The 20766-nt window shown below is 44.4% G+C and carries 21 protein-coding genes; 7 read left to right on the forward strand and 14 right to left on the reverse strand.

The features are described from left to right. Positions 1 to 172 precede the first annotated feature (172 nt). On the forward strand, positions 173 to 703 hold the full coding sequence (locus tag CEX98_RS18215) for a gamma carbonic anhydrase family protein (RefSeq protein ID WP_172439798.1): 531 nt from the start codon (positions 173 to 175) through the stop codon (positions 701 to 703). On the opposite strand, the gene CEX98_RS18220 is transcribed toward CEX98_RS18215, so the two are convergent. Beyond that, a complete protein-coding gene (locus tag CEX98_RS18220) occupies positions 689 to 922 on the reverse strand; it encodes a DUF1488 family protein (protein ID WP_099643437.1) in 234 nt (77 codons plus the stop codon). The two genes, CEX98_RS18215 and CEX98_RS18220, sit on opposite strands and share 15 nt — an antisense overlap. Position 923: 1 nt before the next feature. Beyond that, entirely contained in the window at positions 924 to 1736 is an 813-nt protein-coding gene (gene aroE, locus CEX98_RS18225; protein ID WP_099643438.1) for a shikimate dehydrogenase, read from the reverse strand. Positions 1737 to 1763: 27 nt separating this feature from the next. Here aroE and CEX98_RS18230 point away from each other — a divergent pair, with 27 nt between their 5' ends. Both CEX98_RS18230 and CEX98_RS18235 read left to right on the forward strand, forming a co-directional pair. Next, positions 1764 to 2213, forward strand: a complete 450-nt coding sequence (locus CEX98_RS18230) for a group II truncated hemoglobin (protein ID WP_099643439.1) — start codon at positions 1764 to 1766, stop codon at positions 2211 to 2213. Between the two features lie 105 nt (positions 2214 to 2318). After that, a complete protein-coding gene (locus CEX98_RS18235; protein ID WP_099643440.1) occupies positions 2319 to 3926 on the forward strand; it encodes a methyl-accepting chemotaxis protein in 1608 nt (535 codons plus the stop codon). 48 nt (positions 3927 to 3974) lie between these two features. Here the strand turns inward: CEX98_RS18235 and hemF are convergent, their stop codons facing one another. The 6 genes from hemF to CEX98_RS18265 form a co-directional block, all read right to left on the reverse strand. Next, positions 3975 to 4886, reverse strand: a complete 912-nt coding sequence (hemF, locus tag CEX98_RS18240) for an oxygen-dependent coproporphyrinogen oxidase (protein ID WP_099643441.1) — start codon at positions 4884 to 4886, stop codon at positions 3975 to 3977. Between the two features lie 7 nt (positions 4887 to 4893). After that, the gene (locus CEX98_RS18245; RefSeq protein ID WP_099643442.1) at positions 4894 to 5472 is read right to left on the reverse strand and encodes a Sua5/YciO/YrdC/YwlC family protein; all 579 of its coding nucleotides are present in this window, start codon (positions 5470 to 5472) and stop codon (positions 4894 to 4896) included. Continuing rightward, positions 5469 to 6035 (reverse strand): DNA topoisomerase family protein, encoded by a 567-nt coding sequence (locus CEX98_RS18250; protein ID WP_099643443.1) that lies wholly within the window; start codon positions 6033 to 6035, stop codon positions 5469 to 5471. The genes CEX98_RS18245 and CEX98_RS18250 overlap by 4 nt, the downstream gene beginning before the upstream one ends. A 350-nt stretch (positions 6036 to 6385) precedes the next feature. Next, entirely contained in the window at positions 6386 to 6859 is a 474-nt protein-coding gene (locus tag CEX98_RS18255) for a DUF494 family protein (RefSeq protein ID WP_099643444.1), read from the reverse strand. A 4-nt stretch (positions 6860 to 6863) separates the two neighbouring features. Then, on the reverse strand, positions 6864 to 7946 hold the full coding sequence (dprA, locus tag CEX98_RS18260) for a DNA-processing protein DprA (RefSeq protein ID WP_099643445.1): 1083 nt from the start codon (positions 7944 to 7946) through the stop codon (positions 6864 to 6866). 47 nt (positions 7947 to 7993) lie between these two features. After that, entirely contained in the window at positions 7994 to 9133 is a 1140-nt protein-coding gene (locus CEX98_RS18265) for a LysM peptidoglycan-binding domain-containing protein (protein WP_099643446.1), read from the reverse strand. A 127-nt stretch (positions 9134 to 9260) separates the two neighbouring features. Here CEX98_RS18265 and def point away from each other — a divergent pair, with 127 nt between their 5' ends. Genes def through trkA form a run of 4 tightly spaced genes read left to right on the forward strand, consistent with a single transcriptional unit; the run spans position 9261 to position 13429 of the window. Continuing rightward, the gene (def, locus tag CEX98_RS18270; protein ID WP_099643447.1) at positions 9261 to 9773 is read left to right on the forward strand and encodes a peptide deformylase; all 513 of its coding nucleotides are present in this window, start codon (positions 9261 to 9263) and stop codon (positions 9771 to 9773) included. A 29-nt stretch (positions 9774 to 9802) separates the two neighbouring features. Next, entirely contained in the window at positions 9803 to 10750 is a 948-nt protein-coding gene (gene fmt, locus CEX98_RS18275) for a methionyl-tRNA formyltransferase (RefSeq protein WP_099643448.1), read from the forward strand. Further along, positions 10747 to 12030 (forward strand): 16S rRNA (cytosine(967)-C(5))-methyltransferase RsmB, encoded by a 1284-nt coding sequence (gene rsmB, locus CEX98_RS18280; RefSeq protein WP_099643449.1) that lies wholly within the window; start codon positions 10747 to 10749, stop codon positions 12028 to 12030. The genes fmt and rsmB overlap by 4 nt, the downstream gene beginning before the upstream one ends. A gap of 22 nt (positions 12031 to 12052) precedes the next feature. Continuing rightward, a complete protein-coding gene (gene trkA / locus CEX98_RS18285) occupies positions 12053 to 13429 on the forward strand; it encodes a Trk system potassium transporter TrkA (protein ID WP_099643450.1) in 1377 nt (458 codons plus the stop codon). Positions 13430 to 13724: 295 nt separating this feature from the next. On the opposite strand, the gene CEX98_RS18290 is transcribed toward trkA, so the two are convergent. The 6 genes from CEX98_RS18290 to CEX98_RS18315 all read right to left on the reverse strand — a co-directional run bounded on the left by CEX98_RS18290 (position 13725) and on the right by CEX98_RS18315 (position 20716). Then, positions 13725 to 14408 carry a flagellar brake domain-containing protein gene (locus CEX98_RS18290; RefSeq protein WP_099643451.1) on the reverse strand — a complete coding sequence of 228 codons (684 nt, stop codon included), beginning with the start codon at positions 14406 to 14408 and terminating at the stop codon, positions 13725 to 13727. Positions 14409 to 14537: 129 nt separating this feature from the next. Further along, positions 14538 to 15071: a hypothetical protein gene (locus tag CEX98_RS18295; protein WP_242441753.1), complete on the reverse strand. Its 534-nt coding sequence runs from the start codon at positions 15069 to 15071 to the stop codon at positions 14538 to 14540. 137 nt (positions 15072 to 15208) lie between these two features. Continuing rightward, a complete protein-coding gene (locus CEX98_RS18300; protein ID WP_099643452.1) occupies positions 15209 to 16660 on the reverse strand; it encodes a TrkH family potassium uptake protein in 1452 nt (483 codons plus the stop codon). Positions 16661 to 16724: 64 nt separating this feature from the next. Beyond that, positions 16725 to 17342, reverse strand: coding sequence for a YigZ family protein (locus CEX98_RS18305; protein ID WP_099643453.1), 618 nt, complete (start codon positions 17340 to 17342; stop codon positions 16725 to 16727). Between the two features lie 68 nt (positions 17343 to 17410). Then, positions 17411 to 18733 (reverse strand): Xaa-Pro dipeptidase, encoded by a 1323-nt coding sequence (pepQ, locus tag CEX98_RS18310; RefSeq protein ID WP_099643454.1) that lies wholly within the window; start codon positions 18731 to 18733, stop codon positions 17411 to 17413. Between the two features lie 93 nt (positions 18734 to 18826). After that, complete coding sequence (locus CEX98_RS18315) at positions 18827 to 20716, reverse strand: transglycosylase SLT domain-containing protein (protein ID WP_099643455.1); 1890 nt, start codon at positions 20714 to 20716, stop codon at positions 18827 to 18829. Positions 20717 to 20766: the final 50 nt, after the last annotated feature.

Genomic DNA, 20766 nt, shown 5'->3' on the forward strand with positions numbered 1-20766 from the left:
GCAACCCTTTTTTGAAAGAAAATTGCGAAAAACAAGTTGTTCGAGCAAAAACCAAACGAAACGTCTATTTTTGATACTTTGGTTCATCATTTTGCTGTTTTTTCACACTAGAGTTTTAGTATACAACTCTCTACACTAGCAGTTACAGATATGAGAAATGGATAGTGTAGCCATGCTTAGAAGTTATAAAGGTAAATCCCCGCGCTTGTCAAAAGGCGTCTATATTGATGAATCATCCGTTTTGGTCGGTGATATAGAAATCGGCGAAGACAGCAGCGTTTGGCCATTGGTTGCAGCCAGAGGCGATGTGAACTACATCAAGATAGGGAAACGAACCAATGTTCAAGACGGAAGCGTACTGCATTTAACAAGAAAGAGCGCTTCAGTACCTAACGGTTACCCGCTTATCATTGGTGATGATGTGACTGTTGGTCATAAAGTCATGTTGCATGGTTGCAAACTTGGTAATCGTATTCTCGTAGGTATGGGTGCGATTATTATGGATAACGTCACCGTCGGAGATGACGTTATTATCGGTGGCGGTGCACTCGTGCCGCCCAATAAAAACCTTGAGTCTGGTTTTTTATATGTCGGCAGTCCGGTTAAACAAGCCAGACCTCTCACAGAGCAAGAGTTACAATTTCTAAAAGTGTCTGCGCAAAATTATGTGGAACTAAAAGATGAGTATTTAGAGGAAAGCTAGGCTTACCTCTCCTGCTTCATTAAATGCTTCATCTTCAATTAATTGCTCAGCCTGCATTTCATAATCAAATTGGTACTGAGCAAAATGCGCTATCGCCGCTTCTTGTTCAAGCTCAGTGGCGATTTTGCAGCGGATCAGTTGTCCGCTTGCCATCGCTGTAAACGTTAGCTCTCCTTGCTGATAACTGATGTCATCGTTAAACAGTATTGCTTGATTCATTTTAACCTCTGATCAGCTTAAAAGTTTCAGACGTATCGGGACGCACACCTCGCCATTGATAAAACGCTTCCGCAGCTTGTTCTACTAACATACCGATACCATCTATTAATTGTGTTTGCTGATTATGTTTTGCAGCCCAATTTAAGAAACTCGTTTGTTTATCGCTGTAGAACATATCATAGGCAATCAAACAAGATGTAAAAACAGCAGGACTAACACTAGGAACATCACCTGTGATGCTAGAAGATGTGGAGTTAATCACAATATCAAAACCCATATCTGGAGTATTCTTTAACCCGCACCCTTTAATATCACCATAGGCAGCAAATTGTTCAGCCAATTGCATTGCCTTTGCCTCTGTTCGGTTTGCAACGATGATCTGTTTCACTCCCGCTTGAAAGAGTGGATAAATACACCCTTTAGCCGCGCCACCAGCACCTATCAATAAGATAGTAGCACCATCTAGTTTTGCTTGATGGTTTATCAAGTCTCTTACGAGGCCTTCACCATCGGTATTGTCACCTTTAATTGTACCGTCTTTCTGTTTGATCAAAGTATTCACTGCGCCTGCAAGTTTCGCTCGTTCAGTTAGCATATTAGCAAAGGTGAATGCTTGCTCTTTGAAAGGTAATGTCACATTTGCGCCATCCCCTCCCTCAGCAAAAAATCTCGATGCAGTTTGAACAAAGGCATCTTCAGGTGCCAAAATAGCCTCATACTCTAGCTGTTGCTGACATTGCTGTGCGAATTGCGCATGGATTGCTGGCGATTTAGAATGTTTTATCGGATTACCGAATACCGCGTATTTGTCCATTGTTATTAGAGCGCCTTGAGAGTCATTATGAAGCAGTTAATTAAACGTATCTTTAATAAAGATGCAACCGTAGAACCAACAAATAATGCCCCCACCCCTGAAAAAACACCTTATGAAATCATCGGTGGAGAACAAGGCACTCGTGACCTTGCTAACCGCTTTTACGACATTATGGCGTCAGACCCTTATGCTAAGCCGCTTTATGATATGCATCCGCAGCCATTAGATCGGATCAGGCAGGTATTCTTTGAGTTTCTTTCTGGCTGGCTCGGTGGGCCCGATTTATTTGCAGAAAAATACGGCCATCCAAGATTGAGAATGCGCCACATGCCCTTTCCTATCGACAAAGATTTACGCGATCAGTGGATGTATTGTATGGATAAAACACTCGATTTAGAGGTAGGAAACCCATTATTGCGAGAGGGGCTGAGACAATCTCTAGCACAGCTTGCGACACATATGATTAATCAAGAGTAAAACTAAAGTATTAGTTAATTGAAATTACAAGACAATTTTGCGCTAGGTCAAATCCTGTTCTTGAGTAGAGATGCATAATCATTGTTCTAATTGTGAACAGGTGCGATGCGTGTGAAATCTATTCAACATAAAATCTATGCGTTACTTGCGGTGACTGGCGTGCTCGTCCTCATCGCAAGTATTCTCAGTAGTAGTAGTCAACAAAAAACCCTCGCGGAAGAAACAGTCGAGAGCAATATTAGGCTGTTAGCAGATAACTACTTTGACTCAATTAATACCATGATGCTAACTGGTACCATGGCAAATCGTGAAATCCTCAGCGATAAGATCCGTAATCATCCAAATATCGAAGATGCGCATATTATCCGCTCAGAGCAAGTGAATAAGTTGTATGGGCCAGGTAATGCCAATCAGGCACCGAATTCTGAAGCAGAGTTTGATGCACTTAACGGTAAAGAAACCTTGGTTATCGAGCAACGTGACGGTAGTCGTATCATGACGTACTTAAAGCCGATGGTCGCCAGAGAAGACTATAAGGGCACCAACTGCTTGGGTTGTCATCAGGCAAAAGAAGGAGATGTTCTTGGTGTGGTAAGGATTAGCTACTCACTCGACGGCATCGATAATACCGTACACAATAATACTTGGTTAAGCACAGCATTACTTTCCGCAATTTTTATCACTACCTTTGTCATTTTGGGGGTGGTATTTAGAAAGCTCTTTATTGTACGACTCAAAACACTTGGTCGAACGATGCGTTTAGCAACAACCAATAAAGACTTGTCTTTGCGAATTGATGATAGCGTAGATGATGAACTGGGGCGCTTGGCAATAAACTTTAATAAAATGATGGATAGCTTCAAGGATAATATTTCTCAACTTTCTAGCTCATCAAAAATTCTGATCCATTCGGCTGAGTCTATTTATGCGTCGGCCGAAACCACTGAGCTTGCCATTCAAGAGCAAAAGCAAGGGACAGATTCTGTCGCTGCCGCGATTAATGAGTTGGAGAGTTCATCCAGTGAAGTAAAAAACACCACCCATTTTGCCTCAGAAAAGTCGGATAGCAGTAACCACCTAGCTGAGGAAAGTATGACTGTTGCTAACCATACGGAACAAAGCATCAATCAATTAGCGCAAGATGTACGACAAGCCGCAGAGCAAGTCTCTCAGCTCCAAGCACAAACTTTAGAGGTAGGTAAAGTACTTGAGGTGATCAGTAGTATTGCTGAACAAACTAACCTTTTGGCACTGAACGCAGCTATTGAAGCGGCTCGCGCAGGGGAAGCCGGTCGTGGATTCGCGGTTGTAGCAGATGAAGTCCGGACACTTGCCACACGTACTCACGATTCAACAGATGAAATTAAACGTACAATAGATAAACTGCAGTCAGAGGCGCAACAAACGGTTGCAGCTATGAGTGCTTCGTGTGAAGAAGCAGATGACCGTGCTAACCAAGTAAAGAAAGTCGCACAGGCACTAAAAGATATTTCAACACAAATGCATGAAATCAATGCACTTAACTTACAAATTGCAGACGCAACTGAGCAACAAAACTTGGCCGCTGAGGAAATTAACCGTAGCGTAGTGGCTATCAGTGATAATGCGGAACGCTCACTGGTTGATGCCCACGGGTCCAAACAGATAAGTGAAGAGCTGCTCACCCTTGCGCGCGATCTGGATGAACAAGTTAGAGGGTTTAAATTAAACTAAGTGAACCGCTAAAAGTAAAAAAGGAGCCGAGGCTCCTTTTTTACTCTATTACATCGCCAACCAGTTCTTTGGGGTGAGGTATTGAGATAATTCAGCCTCTTTAGAATCTGGTTCAGGTTGAAAGTCATATTCCCAGCGCGCTAATGGAGGCATCGACATTAAAATAGATTCAGTGCGGCCTCCGGTTTGCAGACCAAACAAAGTACCTCGGTCCCAAACTAAGTTAAACTCCACATAACGACCACGACGATATAGCTGGAACTGACGCTCTTGCTCTGTATATGGCGTATCTTTACGCTGTTCGATGATAGGCAGATACGCATCAAGAAAGCCATTCCCCACTGCCTGCATAAACGCAAAACTCTTTTCAAAGCCCCATTGGTTAAGATCATCAAAGAACAAGCCACCAACACCTCGAGTTTCATCTCGATGCTTTAAATAGAAGTATTCGTCACACCACTTTTTATAGTCACCATAGACCTCATCACCAAATGGTGTACACAAGTCTTTTGCCACTTGGTGCCAATGTTTAACATCTTCCAGTACGGGATAAAATGGCGTTAAGTCAAACCCGCCACCAAACCACCAAATTGGCTCCTCGCCCTCTTTTTCAGCAATGAAAAAGCGAACATTGGCATGACTCGTTGGAATATGTGGATTCTTTGGATGGATCACTAAGGATACACCACAGGCATGGAAGCTTCTTCCTGCCAGCTCTGGCCGGTGTGCAGTAGCAGATGCTGGCATTGATGCCCCAAAGACATGGGAGTAGTTTACCCCACCTTGTTCAATCACATTACCATCGCGGATCACCCGAGTTCGGCCACCGCCCCCTTCGGCACGTTCCCAGGCATCTTCGACAAACTGTGCCTTACCATCAGCAGCCTCTAAGCCTTTGCAAATGTTATCTTGTAGTTGTAGTAAAAAGGCTTTTACGGTCTCTAAGTTTACTTTACTCATGGTACTTTTATCCTCGGATCACTTCGCCAGTCATCGCATGTTTAATTACACTTGGTGTGGAATTACCACCTAACTCACCGTCAACATAGTAACCTACTTGAGCTCCAAACTGATTGCGGGCTTGCGATAAAGAAATGGCAGGTGCTTCACCGGTTAGATTGGCACTGGTAGAAACTATCGGCTTGCCAAACCGCTGACAAAGCTGTTTGACAACAGGATGGTTGGTTACACGAACCGCGATAGTATTGTGTCCACCGGTTAGCCAACTTGGCGTTTGTGCTTTCGCTGGCAGTAACCAAGTAATAGCGCCTGGCCATGATGAAAAAATATCTGCGCGTTTATCCATGGGAATTTTATTATCATCTACATAAGGTAGACACTGGCCATAATTATCGGCAATTAAAATCAACCCCTTTTCTACGGGTCGCGACTTGAGCGCCAGCAGCTTTGCGACGGCAGCTTGGTTATCGGGGTCACACCCTAACCCAAAAATAGCTTCGGTGGGATAACAAATTACCAGCCCGGCTTGCAGAGCTGACTCAGGTGTTGCTAATGTCGAAGTGTCAGTTTGGTTATCATTGCTCACGGTAATTCCACAATCGTTTGACATGATTTCTGTGGGCATTGTAACACAGCTTTTCCCGCTCGGGTTTTCTCCACCAGCACGGGCCAGTTGCACTCAGGGCAAGTATGCTCCACTGGTTTGGCATTCAAGGTATACTTGCAGCTAGGGTAGCTGTCACAGCTATAAAAGTGCTTACCAAACTTATTTTTCCGTTGGGTAAGTTTACCCTTTCTGCATTTAGGACAGTTTGGTAATACCAGCGGCTCGGGTGCATCTTCATGCCCTATGTAATGGCAAGCGGGATAACCAGTACAACCGATAAACATGCCATAGCGGCCATTTTTGATAACCAGATCCTTGCCACACTCTGGGCAAGCGACATCTTCAAGCACTTTAATGACATGGCTATCATGATGAGCCAAAGGTCTGATATATTCACAGGTAGGATAGCTAGCGCAGCCAATAAAGGGCCCATTTTTACTGTTTTTTATTACCAGTTCAGAGCCGCACTCTGGGCACACTTCATACTCTTTTTCTAATGCATGTTTGTCTGCATTAAATAATGCATGATCAATTTTACTCATCGCTTTACCACCACCCTTAGTGCAAATATGCGCCTAATACCAATTCGCTTAATTAAGTGGTCTATTTGAGGCAAGGAAATTTTGTCGGTAACAAGGCAAAAATTTTGCTATTTAGTGGTTCTAAACAAGAAATTTTTAACGCCGTTAGCGTCAAATTTACTCCCTCAAATTGAGCAGGTATTAATGCGGATTGGTATAATATAATCGCCTTGTTTTAAGGGTCAAGGGAATGATAGCAATTCTCTTTTGCTAAGTGGTGTAAGTTTGACCGTTATCGCCTTCAAGCGCTACAAGTAAAGACCGTATAAGCCTCCACTTGCACTCGCTCGAACAACCACTTAGTTACCCTATTAGTGCACAACCGCTGCCGGTTCCGTAAAAATAAGATCTTCCATTTGCGCATAGGCATGCTCTTTACCAGGCACGTTAAATAGCACCATCAAGATCACCCATTTCAAATCATCTAAGCTAATGTAGCTTTTATCTAAGGCAAATAAACGGTCCATTACCATTTCTCTGGTGGTACTATCAATCACGCCAACCTGCTCTACAAACATTAAAAACCCACGGCTCTCAACGTCCAACATATTACATTCGCTGTCGGTGTAAATACGTGTTGCATGGTCTGGTTTTGCATTTAGATAGGGGTATTCGTCACTGTGCTGTAAATCTGCAAGCTGTTCTAACCAGTCAAGTGCCTTATATATTTCGCCTTGATTAAAGCCTGCGCGAAGGAGTTCATCGGTGAGTTCATTTTGTTCGACAAATATTTCTGCCTCACTGTGAATATAATTCTCAAATAAATACATTAGAATATCAAACATCTTCTTAACCCCTCGCGAGTTTTATGTAGCCGTCTAGTACACGCTCTACTTTATCTTCGAGTTCTAGGTCCAATAGTCTGGCAACCACCTGTTCTACTGGCCACTGGGTCCTTTGCGTTAAAGTATCCACTGAGGTCACTTCAAAGCCAAGGTTTTCTAATACAGGACATTGCTCCTCTTTTTGCTCATCTATTTCTATACTATATAGACTGTTTTCACAAAAAAAGCTCACTTCTTCCAAAATATCCTCGATATTTTCGGTAAGCTTTGCCCCTTGCTTTATCAGGTAATGACAACCACTGCTTAACCTATTTTTGATTGAGCCGGGGATGGCAAACACCTCTTTATTCTGCTCCAGCGCGTACCTTGCAGTGATAAGCGAACCACTTTTAATCTCTGCTTCAACAAGCAATACACCAAGAGACAACCCTGAAATGATGCGATTTCGACGCGGAAAATGATTGCTATTTGCAGGTGTTCCGGGCAAAAACTCACTTACCACCAACCCCTGCTGGATTATATCCTCATACAGCCGTTGATGACGTTTGGGGTAAACAACATCGACTCCCGTACCAAGCACGGCAATCGTGCTACCATCAACATCTATAGTGCCTTGATGCGCTGCACCATCGATCCCCCTTGCCATTCCTGATGTCACCACCAAACCAGCTCGGCTTAACCCCTGAGCAAACTCATGTGCTAATTCAAGCCCAGTTCGAGTGGAGCTACGACTACCAACAATCGCAACCTGAGGCCGCTTCAATACTGTGACGTCCCCTTTGCAAAAAAGTACAATGGGCGGGTGACAAATTTCTTTCAGTTGCTCTGGATAACCAAGACAAAACATCGACACTATATGGATCTGATGGCGCTCGCAATACGCCATGATACGCTCAACACGAGACCAATCGGTGTGAATTAAATTAGTTGCGACTGACTCACTGAGTCCGAGGGCGCAAAGGCCAGATTGATCCATCGTGAATAGATGGCTAAGAGGTAGATGGCTAAGTAAAGCCATAATAGTTTTAGTGCCCAACCCTTGGCATAAGGTTAACGCCAATGCTTGAGCCAATTTGGAATGCTCCATACTCTCTCCTTGAGTTTATCGTTTCACTCAAGGAGGAACATAGTCACTTAGTTGTGCGCAACTTCCTTGAATGCTTGTACGTAATCACCAACTCGAATGGGTTCAGAGGTTGCAACAACCATCGCATAACTGAGGTCGTCATATACCTTGAAAACCATCACTTCACCCACCTTTTCCTTGGGCATATGCCACACTACGCTGTTGTCATCATTCTCCTCTCCAAACCAAGATCCCATTTCAGTGATCATTTTGTCGAGTCGTGATGCATCTTCAATATACCGTGGACCATGCTGACTTTCTATAACTGTAGGTGATTGCCTTACAATATCAAGAATATGTCCTTCTTTAAGCTGCGCTTTGCTACCTACATCGAGTACCACGACACTCATCGTGCTAAACTCTCTAAGCTTGTTATCACTGGCAATGATGCGCCCGTGTGTTTGCTGCTCAGGGCGAGACATGGCAAATTGTGCGGGATAGCTCTGACCATCGGCGATGGGTAATACTATATCCCCCGCTCTAACCTCTTGTTTCGCCACTTCAAGTTTGAGTTTAGCTGGTCTTCCTGCGCGAATATCTCCCTGTTCCACTACATGACCAAAACCGACTAGCACGGCTTCTAAACCAAGCGCTTCGTTACTATCTAGCGTACGATATGTCTCGCCTTGTCGATAAATGGCATAATGCCCACCTTTTACAAGGTCAGCTTTAACGTACAACAGATGGCCTGGAGATGCATTTTTTACATTGCGATCTGCACCTAAAACAATAGGACTCTGGGAAAACACAGATTCACTGAGGGCTTGCTCAAAACGTAAGAAAGGTTCCATAAGCGGCAGTGGTAAGGTTGGAATTGCCTTCGCTTTTTGATTCACTATACGCGTATGTGGAGAAAGTTTTTTTATGCTTTTATCCAGTACCAACATAGGATTGCCGTTGGCATCGTATTGCAACTTAAGATTATCGCCAGGATAAATCAAATCCGGATTTTTAATACTCGGATTCCATTGCCACAACTGCTTCCACTTCCATGGAGAGCGCAAATACATTTTTGAAATATCCCACAAGGTATCGCCTTTTTTTACCACATAATGTTGTGGCGCGTTTGCTTTCACAGTCAAGGTCTCTGCTTTAACAGTAAAAACAGTGCAACTAGCGATCATTATTGCAGCAATCGGATATTTCATGATGGCTTCCTTGTGGTTATTTTTGGTTATTATCCACCAAAACCTGTTAAAGGGGAACTTGAATGGCTAAAATAAGACCATACACTAGCTTACAACAGCTTACACGATAAATTGATTTAGGGTAATCATGGCCAAATTAGAAGTTTTAAAGTTTCCAGATGAGCGCTTACGCACGGTTGCACAGCCAGTTGCAGAGGTAAATGACGACATCCGTCAGATAGTCAAAGACATGATGGAAACGATGTACGATGAGAATGGCATCGGCCTTGCTGCAACACAAGTCGATATTCACCAGCGTATTGTGGTTATTGATGTATCGGAAGAGCGTGACGAACCTCGCGTACTAATCAATCCGGAGATCATCAAGCGTGATGGTTCAACCGTCAGTGAAGAGGGTTGCTTGTCAGTCCCATATTCTTACGCCAAAGTAGACCGTGCGGAAACCGTTACGGTAAAGGCGCTTAATGAACAAGGCGAAGAATACGAGCTAGACGCAGAAGGCCTACTTGCGGTATGTATTCAACATGAACTCGACCACCTTGTTGGTAAACTGTTCATTGATTACCTATCACCATTGAAACGTAACCGCATTCGCAAAAAGCTTGAAAAAGAAGCCAAGCTCGCTGCAAAGCAAGCCTAACCAACAACTAACTGACTTTAGGGTATTTCGTGAGTAATCCTTTGCGTATCGTTTTCGCAGGCACGCCTGACTTTGCAGCGCGCCACCTTGACGCTCTCATTCAATCACACCATGACGTAGTGGCCGTGTACTGTCCACCAGATCGTCCTGCCGGACGAGGTAAAAAACTCAAAGCGTGTGAAGTAAAAGTATTAGCACAACAACATGAGCTGCCGGTATTACAACCGCAATCGCTCAAAACACCAGAAGCGCAAGCAGAATTAGCGGCATTGAATGCCGATGTAATGATTGTTGTTGCGTATGGGGTACTATTGCCAAAAGCTATTTTGGACACACCTCGACTGGGTTGTCTTAATGTTCATGGTTCTATCTTACCAAGATGGCGAGGGGCTGCACCGATTCAACGCGCTATTTGGGCTGGTGACGACGAAACAGGCGTAACCATCATGCAAATGGACGAAGGCCTAGATACTGGCGATATGTTACATATTGCTCGCTGCCCTATTACTGCGACTGATACCAGTGCGGATTTATATAACAAATTAGCTGAACTTGGCCCTGATGCCTTAATTGACACTTTGGCCCGTTTGTCTGCTGGTGAGATCACACCAGAGAAGCAAGATGATACACAGGCTAATTATGCTAAGAAACTGAGCAAAGAAGAAGCCGATATCGATTGGCAAATGAGTGCTGAGCAAATCGAACGCAATATCAGAGCTTTCAACCCGTGGCCAGTCTGTTTTACCAAGATGGCAGGCAATAGCGTCAAAGTTTGGCAAGCTCAAGTTGTTGATGCACAAGGTGAAGCTGGGCAAATACTCCGAGCGGATAAGCAAGGTATTGTGATTGCTTGTGGTACAAAAGCGCTGCAAATCCTTACTCTGCAGCCTCAAGGCAAAAAACCGATGTCTGCGCAAGACTTTTTAAACGGCCGTGCAGACTGGGTTGCTGTCGGCACTAAGGTGGGTGAAGCGTGAGTAACGTTCGTGCGCTTGCCGCCCAAACCCTGTTCCAAGTGGTCGATAAAGGTGCGTCATTAAGCGCACAGTTACCACTCGCTACAAGTCAATTAGACGGTAAAGACAAAGCCTTGCTACAGCAAATTTGCTACGGTGTGCTGAGGTATTTACCTTCTCTAGAACACTACTGCCAGCAGTTACTAGAACAGCCTTTAAAAGGCAAGCGCCGTGTATTCCAGTTTTTGTTGTATGTGGGTATTTACCAACTTCAGCATATGCGTGTTCCAGCTCATGCTGCGGTTGCCGAAACTGTTAACGCGCTTACTCCACTAAGAGCACCTGGCATGAAAGGCTTGGTTAATGCAATTTTACGCAACTTCCAACGCCACCAGGTCGAGTTAGAAACAAGTGCTGCAGAAATCCCAGCTTGTTTATACAACCACCCTGGCTGGTTTATCAATCAACTAAAAGCTGCCTATCCAACTCAGTGGCAGGCTATTTTAGAGGCGAACCAACAACAAGCACCGATGTGGCTGCGTGTTAATCAGTCGCAGTTCTCAACATCGGACTACGCTGCGTTGTTAGACAACGAAGGGATCGCCTATGAGTACCACAACGAATATCCAGATGGGATCCTGCTTGCCAGCCCAATTGACGTCTACGCTCTCCCGCAATTTTCAGCTGGCGCTTGCTCAGTGCAAGATGCCGCGGCTCAGAAAGCGGCAAGATTATTAGCGCCACAAGAAGGCGACAAGATCCTTGACGCTTGTGCAGCACCTGGAGGGAAAACTTGCCATATCTTAGAGTTAGCAAAAGCCGAAGTGACGGCCATTGATGCCGATGGTGAGCGCTTGCAACGCGTAGAGCAAAACCTAAAGCGCATAGGGCTGACGGCTAACTGCATTGAAGGTGACGCAAGCGACCCTGAAGCATGGTGGGATGGTGAGCAATACGACCGCATCTTGTTAGATGTGCCGTGCTCTGCAACTGGCGTGATCAGACGACACCCGGACATCAAATGGCTAAGACGCGCCTCTGACATTGATAACTTGGTGACGTTACAGGCACAAATTATTGATAAGATCTGGCCATTACTTAAGCCCGGTGGCACACTAGTTTATGCTACCTGTTCAGTATTACCGCAAGAGAATCAACAACAGATCGCACGTTTTCTCTCTGCGACTCCAGATGCGACTCTTGTGCCTTTGCATGATGCAGACACAACAACACAACCAGGCTTGCAGCTATTACCCGGACTGAGTGATGGGTTTTACTACGCAAAGTTGACAAAACAATAAAAGAAAATCGACCGTAACCAATATGAAAATCATCATCTTAGGCGCCGGCCAAGTCGGCGGGACACTGGCAGAAAACCTCGTCGGTGAAGAAAATGAAATTACCGTTGTCGACATTGATGGCGAGCGCTTAAGAGAGCTGCAAGACAAATACGATTTACAGGGTGTCACTGGACATAGTGCGCACCCTGAGATTTTACGTCAAGCAGGAGCGGAAGACGCTGACATGATCATCGCCGTAACCAGCTCCGATGAAGTAAATATGATTGCGTGTCAGGTCGCTTATAGTATTTTCAATACGCCGACCAAAATTGCTCGGATCCGTTCCGAGCAATACTTAAAATATAGAGAAAAGCTGTTCCATAATGATGATTTACCTGTCGATCATTACATTGCCCCAGAGCAGCTAGTGACGCAGTATATTCGTAGATTAATAGACTACCCAGGAGCCCTACAAGTACTGCAATTTGCCGAGGGCATGCTATCACTTGTCGCAGTAAAAGCGTATTACGGTGGCTTGCTTGTTGGCTATGCGCTCTCAGCATTAAAAGAGCACATTCCTAACGTCGATACGCGAGTCGCCGCTATTTATCGTCAGGGTAAAGCCATCAAACCACTCGGCACCACTGTGATTGAAGCCGATGATGAAGTTTTCTTTATCGCTGCAACAAAACATATTCGTGCGGTGATGAATGAGCTACAAAAGCTTGAGCGTTCATACAAGAAAATTATGATAGCTGGCGGTGGTAACATAGGTGCAGGATTAGCCAGCTCTCTAGACAAAAATCACAGTGTAAAGCTCATCGAGCGTAACCAAGCGCGTGCCACACAACTGTCTGAAACCCTCGATAACACAGTGGTCTTTTGTGGTGATGCCTCAGATCAAGAGTTGTTATCAGAAGAGCATATTGAGCAAGTAGATGTCTTCATCGCGGTCACCAACGACGACGAAGCCAATATTATGGCAGCCATGTTGGCTAAGCGTATGGGTGTACAAAAAACCATGGCCCTGATCCAACGCGGCGCTTATGTTGACCTTGTACAAGGTGGCGATATTGATATCGCTATCTCACCACAGCAAGCGACTATTTCGGCACTACTCACCCATGTTCGCCGAGGGGATATTGTGAACGTTTATTCATTACGTAAAGGGGCAGCTGAAGCAATTGAAGCCGTTGCTCACGGCGATGAAAATACTTCCAAAGTGGTGGGCCGTGCAGTTCGAGATATCAAGTTACCGCCAGGGGCAACCATAGGCGCAATCGTGCGCGATGAGGATGTACTGATAGCACACGACGATACCATTATTTTATCAGGCGACCATGTGATCATGTTCTTGATCGACAAAAAGCAAATCGGTGTTGTAGAAAAGCTCTTCCAAGTGAGCGCTTTATTCGTTTAATACCAATTCGCTTAATTAAGTGGTCCATTTGAGGAAGTATTAAGACGCTAACTGCGGTCAAAATTGCTTATTTAACCTAAGTTTTGAATAAGAAACGAGCTAACTTATTGCTTTTAAAATCACATTAAATTATTTCCTTATCTAGCCAGAGAGTTTTGGGGATAACTCCGCTCTCGCGTCCTGCTACCACTCTGATACCTACATCTTTGTAGAAATAACTTCTGGCTAGAGTGGTATTGCGCTTTTGAGCTTAGGTAATTTAGTTGATTAACTAACTTCTGATCCCGAGTTAAGGTTAAGTATCTTGTTGGTCTTGAAAAATAGACAAGTCGATTAAATAATCTTTTAATACGCCACGGATAATATCTGGACTTGAAGTGAGACGGATCCCTAGCGATACAATCTGCTCATGCCCTTTTATCCGCCGGATAGTCCCCTCAAGGGTGATTTGATTTCCCTCTTTGCCTTCTATAAATACCTCGCAGTTCAACCCCTCCTCCAAATGCTCAGCATCAATGGAAGTCAAATCTAATTGTAATCCAGCCAAAGAAATATCTTTGATCACTCCGACTTCTTTAATGCCATGACAGTGAAAATTAGCTGGAATTAAGGTGGGTACTCGATTTTGTGAGCGCAATTTATAGGTCTGAATTTTGTCAGGCGGGTAAAGGAAAATAAGCCGCGCGGGATGGACAGAAACCGCCTTAATTTGCGATTTGAATGCAATGACCTGACCATCACCATTTTCGAGCAACGCTCGGACGATGACCGAAGTCCCTTCCATTACATAGTCCAGCGCCGCGCCTAATCGCTTAGGGTTGGGATGGTTTAGAATGAGAAACGTCCCTTGTAGCATACCGACGTATTCTGTTTTTATTCTTTTACTGTTTGCCGGCAAACAAATTTCTAAATCAACAATGCTTCCTGCGCTGATTGCGGTGAGCAAGGCTTCTTGCCCTACCTCCTGAGTTTTTAACATGTATTCAACCCTTCCCGAGTTCAAGTCTACTACTGTTTCATTGTAGCAGTTTTAGTGGAAGGTCATTTAAAACTGAATTGAGATTAATTACAACTGTTGAACTATCAACAATACCTAAAAAAGGGCCGTTCACTTAATCAGAAAGTGACTTTTTAGCATGATTGCGCCATCTCTTAGCGTCATCATCCGGCTTTGTATCTCAAGCGAACTCTGTGGCATAGCAAGCTCTTCAGCTGCAATAAACAACATCATCGGTTCACTATTACGCTTAGCTACAAACAAAATTCCAGATAAGTCCTTTTGAAACAAGCAGCTATTACTATGTGACTCGTGACAATCAAGTAATGCAGGAAGCTGACGCTTTTGCCAAAGTTCATTCTCTGAGACAACTTGTACAACAAACCGCGCACCACTTTCACATCCTATTTGGTGAAACAAGTCATAAGACTGAGCGTTTCCCAACACAGCCTGGTTAGCCTGTAAGTAACCAGCCTCACTGATCATGTTGTTCAACTGCATTACGCTTCGTTCTATAAGCTGCATACCAGAGCCCTGCTCTTGGCTTGCGGCAAATCCCTTAATCACTTTAAACCCTTTATCTGAAAAGCGTGTGGCAAGCAAAACCATTACCTCGAAGTTAAATCGTTGTAAAAATACTGACATTTGAAAACCCCGAAAATCCGAGTTTTTCAATTTTTTTATTAACTTTTTGTTTTCGAACTTAAACAAGAAGGCAGGAGTTGGTCACATATGCAGGGAAGATGGGCTTTCTTTCATGAAAGCCCAGTGGGAATTGATGCTTAACCGCGCCAAAAGGTAGGTGTAAATAGAACTAACAGTGTAAATATCTCCAGTCGACCAAAGACCATGGCCAAAGTCAGTATCCATTTTGCAGAGTCAGTAATATCACCATAATGTGCCGCAACCTCTCCCAGTCCAGGACCTAGGTTATTCAGGCATGCAGCGGTTGCAGAAAAAGCGGTAATGTTATCCAGCCCAGTGCCAAGTAGTGCAATCATGATGATCACAAACACCAAAGCGTAAGCAGAGAAAAACCCCCACACTGCCTCAACCACTTTATCTGGCAACGCTTTGCGCCCTAACTTAATTGAGTAAATAGCACGAGGATGGACTAAACGATTCAGCTCGCGGATCCCTTGCAAATAGAGCAAGAAGACTCGAACAACTTTCATACCACCACCAGTAGAACCCGCACAACCTCCGATAAAGCTCGAAAAAATAAGTAAAATAGGCAAGAACAAAGGCCAACTTGAAAAGCTATCGGTTGCAAAGCCTGCGGTCGTACTAATTGAAACGGCTTGGAATAGTGCTTGGTCTAGGGTTTCGTCACCGCTTTCATAGACGTTGTTTGACGACAGCACAGCAAAGCATATAACCACCAGCGCCAACTGTATAAAGAGGAAAACTTTAAACTCTGGATCGCGTAAATAGACTTTAATATTTCGGCTCGACACGGCGGCATAGTGAAGTGAGAAGTTAATCGCAGCGATTAATAAGAAAACCACGCAAATAACATTAATAAACGGGTTATCAAAGTATCCCATTGAAGCGTCGTAGGTCGAAAACCCCCCGATGGCGATCGTGGCAAAAGCATGACAAATCGCGTCAAACCAGTTCATCCCCGCAAACCAATACGAAACGGTACAAGCTGCGGTAAGAGACACATAAATATACCACAAGTGCTTTGCTGTATCGGCAATGCGCGGGGTCATCTTGGAGTCTTTCACAGGGCCTGGCGTTTCCGCTCGATACAACTGCATACCACCGACACCAAGCATGGGCAGCACCGCCACGGCGAGTACGATGATCCCCATACCACCAAGCCACTGTAACTGCTGGCGATAAAACAGTACCGATTTAGGTAAGTGTTCAATGCCCGTCAGCACTGTAGCGCCTGTGGTGGTTAGCCCCGAAAAAGCCTCAAAGACGGCATCGGCAAAAGAAAGATTAGGTTTATCTAAGAAAATCAGCGGTAAGGATGCAAACGCCCCTAGTACTAGCCAAAACAGTACGACGATTAAAAAGCCCTCTCTGGCTTTTAGGTCGCCCTTTTCTTTGCGGTTTGGGTAATAAGCGAACAACCCCATTAGTACACTAAAAATAAAAGCCAAAACAAACGGTACACCACCACCATCTTTGTATATCAAAGATACAATGGCCGGTGGCACCATAGTGATACTAAATAGAGCGACTAACTGCCCGAGTATTTTTATTATGGTACGAAATTGCATTTTGTACGCTGCGCTTTTTGTTATTTAACCCAGAGGTTAATTGGTGAATGTAAAGAAGTAGAGCTTACTCCTTGGGTTGCTTAAATAATACAACACCATTGGTTAATTCATAAATAGCATCAATGATTTGTTGTGTTTCACGGCTATCTACTGCAATTTGCCACGCAATATTAGCACCATACTCTTTGTCTAACTGTAGCACTGTAAATTGGCTTTGTAGTAATTGCTCTATGACTCCTTGAAGATGGTAGTCGCTGTGACCTACCAATATCGAAGCTGGTACTTTCTTTACCGTCTTAAGGGTGGCAAGTGCATTATTTAATGTCCCACCATATGCCCTCACTAACCCACCAGTGCCAAGCTTAATACCACCGAAATAACGAGTTGTCACTGCCGTCACTTCACCAAGCCCAGAGCCCATCAAGACATTCAACATAGGTTTACCCGCGGTGCCATTGGGTTCTCCATCATCAGAAAACCCAAGTACATGACTGCCCCCAGGTGCACCTGCAATATGTGCCCAACAATTGTGCCTAGCGTCAGGGTAAGCATCATTGATTTGCTTGATAAAAGCTTTGGCATCTTCAACCGTTGGCGTATGCGCAAGGTGCACAATAAAAGTGCTCTTTTTAATTTCTTCGTGATGACTAATTGATTCACTCGGGATGAAATATTCAGACATAATGTTCCAAACTAAAAGGGAGCCAAGCGGCCCCCAAATATAATGTTCTACAGTACTAGAAAATGGTATTACGCTAGACCTAAGTCACGAGTCATGTTTTCTAGTCTATCTTCATGAACAATGATGTTATCTTCAATTCGGATACCACCATACGGCTTCAGTGCATCAATTTTATCCCAATTGATATACTGTTTGTTATCCGTTTGCGCTAGGTCTTCTAGCAATGAATCGATGAAGTATAACCCAGGTTCAATAGTAAACACTTGGTTTGCTTCAATCTTACGAGTGCAACGCAAGAATGGATGACCTTCAGGTGGCGCTTGGTGCGTACCAGTTTCATCCGCCATAAAGCCACCCATATCATGGACTTGCAAGCCGATATGGTGACCTAAACCATGTGGGAAGAAGGTCGAGGTAATGCCTTTTTCAACAATTGCCTGAGCGTCTAATTTTACAATATTGAAGTCGCTCAGTACTTGAGCCACGCGATTATGACAATCAATGTGTAACTCGCCGTACAATTTACCCGGCTGCAGCGCTTTGCCTAATTCAATTTGGTGATCGTTCATGACTTTCACCAACTCTGCAAATTCGCCTTGCTTTGCAAAGTCATAAGTACGAGTAATATCAGACGCATAGCCGTTGAAATTTGCGCCAGCATCAATCAAGAAAGACAGGTGCTTGCTTGGTGCTTTGCGCTCAAAGTGGGTGTAGTGCAAGATGGCACAATTTTCGTTTAATGCAACGATGTTGCCATAAGGCGTATCATTTTCCATATGCTGCGTTGCGCTTAGGTAAGCTTGCTGAATTTCAAACTCAGAGCCACCAGCAAAAAAAGCATCTCTGGCCGCCATGTGACCAAGTACACCCAAACGACTCGCTTCACGTAAGCACTCCATTTCATACTGTGTCTTGTAGGCACGATGGTAGTGCAAGAAGTTCATCACCGGCTCAGGGTTCACTTGCGTAAAGCCTAGCGCTTGTGCAACTTCTAGATACTCACCAATATAGGCAAAGTTGGCTTTGTCGTATGGCAGTAACTGCTCAACCTGATCCGGTTTAACGAGTAGCTGAATATCAAAATACTCAGCCCAAAAGTCTCTCGGCTCGTCAGGTACTTTGTGCCAAAAATCGACTGGACGATAAAAGATCAGTTTTGGTTTATCACTGCCATTGACTACGATCCAGCAATGCGGGTTGTCGATAACGGGTAACCAAGCTTTAAATTGCGGATTCACTTTAAACGGATAGTACATATCATCAAGGAACTGACGCTTTGCCTGCCCTGAGTGGATAACCAATCCCTCAAGCCCTTCTCTTTCTACTATCGTTCTTGTACGCTGCTGCAATGTGGCAATATGCTCTGCGTATAAATTTGCTAACTTATCCATGGTGTACCCATTTTCAAAAATTCACATACTTTCGAGTCTATCATAGCTGATACCTAAAAACGACGAACTGAGTCTAATACCAGCCATGTGCGTTTACTTCACAATTTTCATATCCAAGATACTTGCCAAGATGTTGCCATCTCGACCAAGGCGAGTATGGTAAACCTGCCGGTAGGCCATCACATTTTTAACGTAATCACGGGTTTCTCGATACGGGATTAGCTCTATCCATAGCTCCGCTGGCATCGCTTCTCGTGGAAGCCAGCGTTTAATTCTGTGAAACCCTGCGTTATAAGATGCTGTCGCCAGTATTTCATTACCCGCATTTTTTCGCTTTAAGTATTCTAAGTAACTCGTCCCAAGGCGGATATTCGTCGCCGGCTGATAGAGGCGATGCTGAGTAACGCGTTTACGGTTATTCACGTATTTTGCCGTGCTCGGAAGTAGCTGCATCAAACCGTGTGCATCAGCGCTTGAGCGCGCATCTGGCGCAAAAGAGCTCTCGCGCCGAGCAATGGCGATACTCCAAGCAACATCAACTCGGTTACGCTTACTGTATTTAGTAAACAGCTCCTTAAATGCCATAGGGAAACGAAGGTCGACATAGTTCCATGCTTTGATCTGAGCGAGTGTAAAAATGGTGCTGTCATACCAATCAAGTTCCGCAGCTAAAATGGAGGCGGCAAGTTTCTCCTCCTTGCTCGATGTGTTGGTTAAATAGTTCCATTCACGGCGTGCCTGCGTATACCTTTCTAACTCGTACAACGCCTTGGCACGTTTAAATCCAGGCGCTTGAGATACGCGTTGTACCACTTTTGGTTCAACATTTAAGGGCTCTTCCTTTAATGAGACAGGTAAACCTAAGCGTGCGGCGGCAAGGAAACCATAGTAATCACGCTCTTGTGCTAGTAGCCGCCAGATATCGTTTGCCTTAGCCATGTCACCCCGCTGCGCAAGGCTATACGCTAACCAGTATTGTTGACCATTGCTCAACTGCTCATGACCGACAAATAATGCCGAGATCCCTTCCCAGTCCTGTTCTTTGAGCATGTTACTCATCAGCCATTGCAGAAGCTTTTTATCCTGCATCGATTTTGGCACCTTATTGAGCCAAAATCTCGCATCGTCATGGCCTTTGGATGCCAGTGCTAATGCAAAACGATAAGCCACACTGTCTTTTTGCTGTTGGGTGAAGACAAACATTTCTTGCATTTTCTGCCAAGCGCGTAAAGCTAAATCAGGATCGCGCCACACTAATCGCCTTACCCCGTACACTGCGATTTCAGACTCTTTTTTATTGCGCTTCTTAAATCGATATAATCCAGCCGCTGCGCTGGGATCTTGACGTACCTTCTTATATAGATCAGCTAAATACGCCTCTCCTTTTGGCAATAATCGGCCAAGATAATCTAACAAAGATGTTTGCCCCGACTGAGCCGCATTTGTGACTCGCTGCCATACACGTTCAGGTGTTCTATACCCAGCTTTATGCCATAGATTAAACAGGCCATCGCACGCTTTAGGTTGCGACTTACCGACAGTCCAAATATCAGCAATTTGATCAAGAATCGCTTTTTGGGGAGCGCCTAAATCTAACTGATATGCCAAGTAAGTACATTTAAGCTCCACATCACTGGTATCACGGTAGTCTTCAATGAAACGTGCTTTTTTCTTGTACCGCTTTAAGTAGTCTAACCAAGCAGCGCGCACCGGCCATTCGAGCGGCGTATGTTCATACACCATGAGGAAGTGTTGGATTTCTTGCTGATACTTTAACCTTGGGTGACGCTTGTAAAATGCCATTTCGACATAAGGCTTGAGTGGATGGTCTAGCTGCGCAATGGCAGCCTTAAAATTACTATAATTACCAGACCAAGCAATACGCTCGGCCTCTTTGAATTCGTCGTGAGTGCTATCAGCTGCACAGAGCCAGCTCACCATACACAAGCTGCCCGCAGCAAAGCGGCGTAACCAATATGTCATGCAAACCCTTCTCAATCTGCCAAAAAGAATACACACCTAAATTGAAATAC

The organism is Pseudoalteromonas piscicida, from assembly GCF_002744175.1.
Taxonomy (GTDB): Bacteria; Pseudomonadota; Gammaproteobacteria; order Enterobacterales; family Alteromonadaceae; genus Pseudoalteromonas; species Pseudoalteromonas piscicida_B.

Coding starts and splice junctions, on each gene's coding strand:
- CEX98_RS18215 (WP_172439798.1), top strand. CDS start 173: ATGCTTAGAAGTTATAAAGGTAAATCCCCGCGCTTGTCAAAAGGCGTC.
- CEX98_RS18220 (WP_099643437.1), bottom strand. CDS start 922: ATGAATCAAGCAATACTGTTTAACGATGACATCAGTTATCAGCAAGGA.
- aroE (WP_099643438.1), bottom strand. CDS start 1,736: ATGGACAAATACGCGGTATTCGGTAATCCGATAAAACATTCTAAATCG.
- CEX98_RS18230 (WP_099643439.1), top strand. CDS start 1,764: ATGAAGCAGTTAATTAAACGTATCTTTAATAAAGATGCAACCGTAGAA.
- CEX98_RS18235 (WP_099643440.1), top strand. CDS start 2,319: ATGCGTGTGAAATCTATTCAACATAAAATCTATGCGTTACTTGCGGTG.
- hemF (WP_099643441.1), bottom strand. CDS start 4,886: ATGAGTAAAGTAAACTTAGAGACCGTAAAAGCCTTTTTACTACAACTA.
- CEX98_RS18250 (WP_099643443.1), bottom strand. CDS start 6,035: ATGAGTAAAATTGATCATGCATTATTTAATGCAGACAAACATGCATTA.
- CEX98_RS18255 (WP_099643444.1), bottom strand. CDS start 6,859: ATGTTTGATATTCTAATGTATTTATTTGAGAATTATATTCACAGTGAG.
- dprA (WP_099643445.1), bottom strand. CDS start 7,946: ATGGAGCATTCCAAATTGGCTCAAGCATTGGCGTTAACCTTATGCCAA.
- CEX98_RS18265 (WP_099643446.1), bottom strand. CDS start 9,133: ATGAAATATCCGATTGCTGCAATAATGATCGCTAGTTGCACTGTTTTT.
- def (WP_099643447.1), top strand. CDS start 9,261: ATGGCCAAATTAGAAGTTTTAAAGTTTCCAGATGAGCGCTTACGCACG.
- trkA (WP_099643450.1), top strand. CDS start 12,053: ATGAAAATCATCATCTTAGGCGCCGGCCAAGTCGGCGGGACACTGGCA.
- CEX98_RS18290 (WP_099643451.1), bottom strand. CDS start 14,408: ATGTTAAAAACTCAGGAGGTAGGGCAAGAAGCCTTGCTCACCGCAATC.
- CEX98_RS18295 (WP_242441753.1), bottom strand. CDS start 15,071: ATGTCAGTATTTTTACAACGATTTAACTTCGAGGTAATGGTTTTGCTT.
- CEX98_RS18300 (WP_099643452.1), bottom strand. CDS start 16,660: ATGCAATTTCGTACCATAATAAAAATACTCGGGCAGTTAGTCGCTCTA.
- CEX98_RS18305 (WP_099643453.1), bottom strand. CDS start 17,342: ATGTCTGAATATTTCATCCCGAGTGAATCAATTAGTCATCACGAAGAA.
- pepQ (WP_099643454.1), bottom strand. CDS start 18,733: ATGGATAAGTTAGCAAATTTATACGCAGAGCATATTGCCACATTGCAG.
- CEX98_RS18315 (WP_099643455.1), bottom strand. CDS start 20,716: ATGACATATTGGTTACGCCGCTTTGCTGCGGGCAGCTTGTGTATGGTG.